The following is a 5,344-nucleotide window of genomic DNA, read 5'->3' as shown; positions in this document are numbered from 1 at the left end:
AGCAGGTCGGAGAGCTGCCTGCCGATGTCGGCGCGCTCGCGTGACTGCCGCGCCATGAGCAGCCCGGCGCGCTCGGCGAGCGGCGCGGCGCGGGCGACCAGGTCGTCGCCGATGCGGCCCTCGTCGTCCAGCAGCCACAGGTAGCCGTAGGTCACCGACCGCCACCGGACGGGCAGGCAGAGTCGCCCGAGCACCCCGGCCCCCGGGTCGGCCGGGATCCGGACCGGGCCGGCGGCGCGGGCGATCCCGTACCGCTCGAACCGGGAGCGGACCTCGTCGGTGGCGCGCCGGTTGAGGATCGAGTCCATCCGGACGGGGTCGATGGCCCCGCCGTGCGCGGCGTACGCGACGAGGTGGAAGTCGCGGTCCTCCAGCGTGGCGGGCGCGCCGAGCAGGTCGGCGACCAGCTCGGTCAGCTCCTGGAGGTCCCCGCTCCCGGCCACCCGGCCATCCCCTCATACATATGTCTGAACAAGGCTTTGCCGCCAAGTGACACTTGACTATATCCGCGCAGGTCAGGGCCGCCTAACGTGGGGAGAAGGCCCGTGTCGTCGTGGTAACGGGCTGTATGTCACGTAAGTGCTGAATCGTCCGACCGATTCATCCCGATCGAATCGTCCGACCGCATCGTCCCTACGACCCGTTCAGGCCACTCGCCGGAATCCGGAGGTCCAGGTGCTCGCTCCACTCCTTCTCGCGGCGGCGCGCAGCGCGCGCATGCGCGACCTCGTCACCTCCGTCCCGCTCACCCGGAGCGTCGTGGACCGGTTCGTCGCCGGGGAGGATCTCGGCGCGGCCATCCTCGCCATCCAGGAGCTCAACGGGGACGGCCTCAAGGTCACCCTCGACCACCTCGGCGAGGACACCACCGACCGGGCCCAGGCCGACGCCACCCGCGACGCCTACCTGGAGCTGTTCCGGGCGCTGTCCGCCGAGGGCCTCACCGTCGGCGCGGACGCGTCCCTGAAGCTGTCCGCGCTGGGCCAGGCGCTGCCCGGCGACGGCGAGCGGATCGCGCTGGAGAACGCCCGCGCGGTCGCCGCCGCCGCGGCCGGCCTCGGCATGACGATCACGCTCGACATGGAGGACCACACCACGGTCGACTCCACCCTCGGCATCCTGCGCGAGCTGCGCGCCGACTTCCCCGCGACCGGCGTCGCGATCCAGGCGATGCTGCACCGCACCGAGGGCGACCTGGCCGACCTGACCGGCGCCGGATCGCGCGTCCGGCTCGTCAAGGGCGCCTACGCCGAGCCCGAGTCGGTCGCCTTCCAGTCGAAGAAGGACGTGGACCGGGCATACATCCGGGCGCTGCGGACGTTGATGGAGGGCGAGGGCCACCCGATGGTCGGCAGCCACGACCCGCGGATCATCGAGATCGCGCTGGACCTGGCGCACCGCAACGGCCGCAAGCCGGGCAGCTACGAGTTCCAGATGCTGTACGGCATCCGCGCCGGCGAGCAGCGCCGGCTGGCCGGGGCCGGCGAGGACATGCGCGTCTACGTCCCGTACGGCTCGGACTGGTACGGCTACTTCATGCGCCGGCTGGCCGAGCGGCCCGCCAACCTGGCCTTCTTCCTCCGCTCCTTCGTCTCCCGCTGACAGCCCGACCACCCCGCCACCCCGCCGCCCAGGCGCGCACGGCCACCGGTCCGCGACCGGTGGCCGTCCCACGCCGCCGTGCGGAGCGGCACCGCCCCACCGACACCGCCGACCCCGATCGACATCGCAGGAGGTTCCATGGACGCCGTGACCAACGTCCCCGCCCCGGTGAACGAGCCGGTCCACGGCTACGCGCCCGGCAGCCCCGAGCGGGCCCGCCTGGAGGCGAAGCTGGCCGAGCTCCAGGCGCAGGCCCCGATCGACCTGCCGATGACCATCGGCGGCGAGAAGCGGCTCGGCGCGGGCGAGAAGGTGCAGGTCGTCCAGCCGCACCGCAAGGCGAGCGTGCTCGGCACGTTCGGCACCGCCACCCAGGACGACGCGCGCGACGCGATCCAGGCCGCGCTGAAGGCCGCGCCGGCCTGGCGCTCGATGTCCTTCGACGACCGCGCCGCGATCTTCCTGCGCGCCGCCGACCTGCTGTCCGGGCCGTGGCGCGAGACGATCGCCGCCGCGACCATGCTCGGCCAGTCCAAGACCGCCCAGCAGGCCGAGATCGACAGCCCGTGCGAGCTGATCGACTTCTGGCGGTTCAACGTGCACTTCGCGCGCCAGGTCATCGCCGAGCAGCCGATCTCCTCGCCCGGCGTGTGGAACCGGTCCGACCACCGGCCGCTGGAGGGGTTCGTCTACGCGATCACCCCGTTCAACTTCACCGCGATCGCCGCGAACCTGCCGACCGCCCCGGCCCTCATGGGCAACGTCGTGGTCTGGAAGCCGTCCCCGACGCAGACCTACGCGGCCGTGAAGACCATGGAGCTGCTGGAGGAGGCCGGGCTGCCCAAGGGCGTCATCAACCTGGTCACCGGCGACGGCATCGCGGTCTCCGAGGTCGCGCTCGCGCACCCGGAGCTCGCCGGCATCCACTTCACCGGCTCCACCGCCACCTTCCAGAGCCTGTGGAAGACCGTCGGCGGCAACATCGACAAGTACCGCGCCTACCCGCGCCTGGTCGGCGAGACCGGCGGCAAGGACTTCGTGGTCGCGCACCCGTCCGCCGACCCGGCCGTCCTGAGGACCGCGCTGGTCCGCGGCGCGTTCGAGTACCAGGGGCAGAAGTGCTCCGCCGCGTCCCGCGCCTACGTGCCGCGGTCGCTCTGGGAGAACGGCCTGCGGGACGAGCTGGCCGCCGAGGTCGAGTCGCTGACCATGGGTGACGTCACGGACTTCTCGAACTTCATGGGCGCGGTCATCGACGAGCGCTCGTTCGCCAAGAACAAGGCCGCGATCGACCGCGCGCAGGCCGACCCCAAGGTGGAGGTCGTCGCGGGCGGCACCTACGACGACTCCGAGGGCTTCTTCGTCCGGCCGACCGTCCTGGTCTCCGAGGACCCGGAGAACGACATCTTCCGGACCGAGTACTTCGGCCCGATCCTCGGCGTCCACGTCTACGAGGACGACCAGTACGACGCGATGCTGGCCCAGATGGAGTCGGTGTCGGCGTACGCGCTGACCGGTGCGGTCATCGCGCGGGACCGCGCGGCCGCCGCGCACACCGCCGAGGTGCTGCGCTTCGCCGCCGGCAACTTCTACATCAACGACAAGCCGACCGGCGCGGTCGTCGGGCAGCAGCCGTTCGGCGGCGGGCGCGCGTCCGGGACCAACGACAAGGCCGGTTCGATCCTGAACCTGCTGCGCTGGACGTCCCCGCGCTCCATCAAGGAGACCTTCGTCCCGCCGACGGACTACCGCTACCCGCACATGGGCTGACCCCCGCGTGCACGGCCGCTGCCCGCACGCGGGCCGACCCCCGCGTGCGCGGCCGCTACCCGCTCAAGGGTGACCCCCCAGGTGAACGGGCGCTGACACCCAGCCCCGGGTGAAGGGAGACATGATCCTCTTCGCCCGGGGCTGGTCCAGTTCCACGTGCGGGTGCGCCGCCAGGAGCTCCTCCAGCGCCACCCGCGCCTGGAGCCTGGCCAGGTGCGACCCGATGCAGAAGTGGACGCCGCTCGCGAACCCCAGGTGGCGGGGGATGCTCCGGGTGACGTCCAGGACGTCCGCGGACGGCCCGAACTCCCGCTCGTCCCGGTTCGCCGCGCCGTAGAGCATCATCACCTTCTCCCCGGCGGGGATCTCGACGCCGCGCACCGTGACCGGACGCGTCGTCGTCCGTCCGAGCGCCTGCACCGAGCCCTCCAGCCGCAGGAACTCCAGCAGCGCGTTCGGGATCAGCGACGGGTCGGCGGCCAGCAGCTCCCGCTGGTCCGGACGCTCCGACAGCAGCGCGACCGCGTGCGACACCAGGTTCCCGGTGGTGTCGTTGCCGCCCGCGACGATCACGAAGCAGAAGCCGAGGACGTCCCAGTCGGTCAGCCGCTCGCCGCCCGCCTCCGCGACCGTGAGCGCGCTGATCAGGTCGTCGCCGGGGTTCCTGCGCCGCTCGGCGACGACCCCGCCGAAGTACTCGAACATCTCCGCCACGGCCCGCGCACCGGAGCCCTCGGCCATGGCCGCCGTGTCGAAGCCCTGGTCCTGGAACGTGGTGAGCGCCGACACCCACGGGCCGAACCGGGCGCGGTCGGCCTCCGGGACGTCCAGCAGTTCGGCCAGCGCGAACGTCGGGAGGGGCGAGGAGAAGTCGCGGTGCAGGTCGACGGTCTCCCCGTCCGCCTCCCGCCGCCGCATCCCGGCCAGCCGGGCGCGGACGAAGGCGCGCAGCGTGTCCTCCATCGCGGCCGTGCGGCGCGGCGTGAACCCGTGGCTGATCAGCCGCCGCAGGACGGTGTGCCGGGGCGGGTCGAGCATCACGATCGTCGGGGCGAGCCCGAGCTTGCCGATCTCGTCCTCGTAGAACGTCAGGCCGCTCGCTGACGAGAACGTCTCGTGGTCGCGGACGGCCGTCCACACGTCCTCGAACCGGGACAGCGCCCAGAACGGCGGGTCGGTGTGCCGGTGGACGGGGTCGTGGTCGCGCAGCCGCCTGTAGGCCGGATAGGGGTCGGCCTGGAACGCCGGGTCGAAGGGCGCGTACGCGTCGGAGGGCGCTGGCGTGTCGAGGGATGCGTCCGCGTCGAGGGGTGCGTGCGCGTCGAGGGGTGGCTGCGTGTCGAGGGGTGCGTGCGTGCTGCTGGTCGCTTCGGTCATGCCGGTCCTCCGGAGAAGTGAGCGGCCCCCGCGGATCAACACTCTCCGACACGGGCCCGGCGCTGTCCACCGCAGGCCGGTCCCGAGTGACCCCACCGGACGCGGTTCGGCGCTCCGTGCGTTCTGGTTTGCCTAAGCATCCGGGACCCCATAGAGTTAAGACATCGCCGCGGGGTGGAGCAGTTCGGTAGCTCGCTGGGCTCATAACCCAGAGGTCGCAGGTTCAAATCCTGCCCCCGCTACCAGGTCCGAAGGCCCGGAGTCAGAAAATGGCTCCGGGCCTTCGGCGTTTTCCGGGATGATTTTTCCTGCGCCCCGAATTTCCACGCCTCGGGTTTTTCTGGCCGGATATTTCGGTTCGGCGTTCAGCCCAAGGGCGGCGTTCGAGCGGGGATGCCGCCGGGGTGGTTCGGGGCTGCCGGGGACGCGCACTAGCCTGGGGTTATGCGGAATGTGGCGGGAGCGGCGGCCCTGGACGTCGTGTGCGTGCTGGTGTTCGTCACGATCGGGCGCGCGTCGCACGACGAGGCGGCGCCACGGCACCCGCGCCGAGGACAAGTTCGCCGACGACATCTCGACCTTCCGCGTCCCCTAC

General features: G+C 71.8%; 3 protein-coding genes, 1 tRNA gene and 1 pseudogene. 3 read left to right on the top strand and 2 right to left on the bottom strand.

Annotation, left to right across the window (positions count from 1 at the left end; translation table 11 throughout):
• Positions 1-443 (bottom strand): annotated as a pseudogene (locus AB0J52_RS25925) (PucR family transcriptional regulator); the annotation flags it as partial.
• A gap of 232 nt (positions 444-675) precedes the next feature.
• Here AB0J52_RS25925 and AB0J52_RS25920 point away from each other — a divergent pair.
• On the top strand, positions 676-1,602 hold the full coding sequence (locus tag AB0J52_RS25920; RefSeq protein WP_500184863.1) for a proline dehydrogenase family protein: 927 nt from the start codon (positions 676-678) through the stop codon (positions 1,600-1,602).
• Positions 1,603-1,740: 138 nt separating this feature from the next.
• On the top strand, positions 1,741-3,372 hold the full coding sequence (gene pruA, locus AB0J52_RS25915; protein ID WP_500184862.1) for an L-glutamate gamma-semialdehyde dehydrogenase: 1,632 nt from the start codon (positions 1,741-1,743) through the stop codon (positions 3,370-3,372).
• Positions 3,373-3,435: 63 nt separating this feature from the next.
• Here pruA and AB0J52_RS25910 read toward each other — a convergent pair whose 3' ends face one another.
• Positions 3,436-4,749, bottom strand: coding sequence for a cytochrome P450 (locus AB0J52_RS25910; protein ID WP_500184861.1), 1,314 nt, complete (start codon positions 4,747-4,749; stop codon positions 3,436-3,438).
• A gap of 168 nt (positions 4,750-4,917) precedes the next feature.
• Between AB0J52_RS25910 and AB0J52_RS25905 the strand changes: the two genes are divergently transcribed.
• Positions 4,918-4,994, top strand: a tRNA-Met gene (locus AB0J52_RS25905).
• Positions 4,995-5,344 lie beyond the last annotated feature (350 nt).

The organism is Spirillospora sp. NPDC049652, from assembly GCF_040675125.1.
Classification (GTDB): Bacteria; Actinomycetota; Actinomycetes; order Streptosporangiales; family Streptosporangiaceae; genus Spirillospora.
Note: the sequence above shows the minus strand (reverse complement) of the source record. Positions and strands in the feature narration are given on the sequence as shown.

Excerpts from the sequence above, each read along its gene's own strand:
- pruA (WP_500184862.1), top strand. The coding sequence starts at position 1,741 with ATGGACGCCGTGACCAACGTCCCCGCCCCGGTGAACGAGCCGGTCCAC.
- AB0J52_RS25910 (WP_500184861.1), bottom strand. The coding sequence starts at position 4,749 with ATGACCGAAGCGACCAGCAGCACGCACGCACCCCTCGACACGCAGCCA.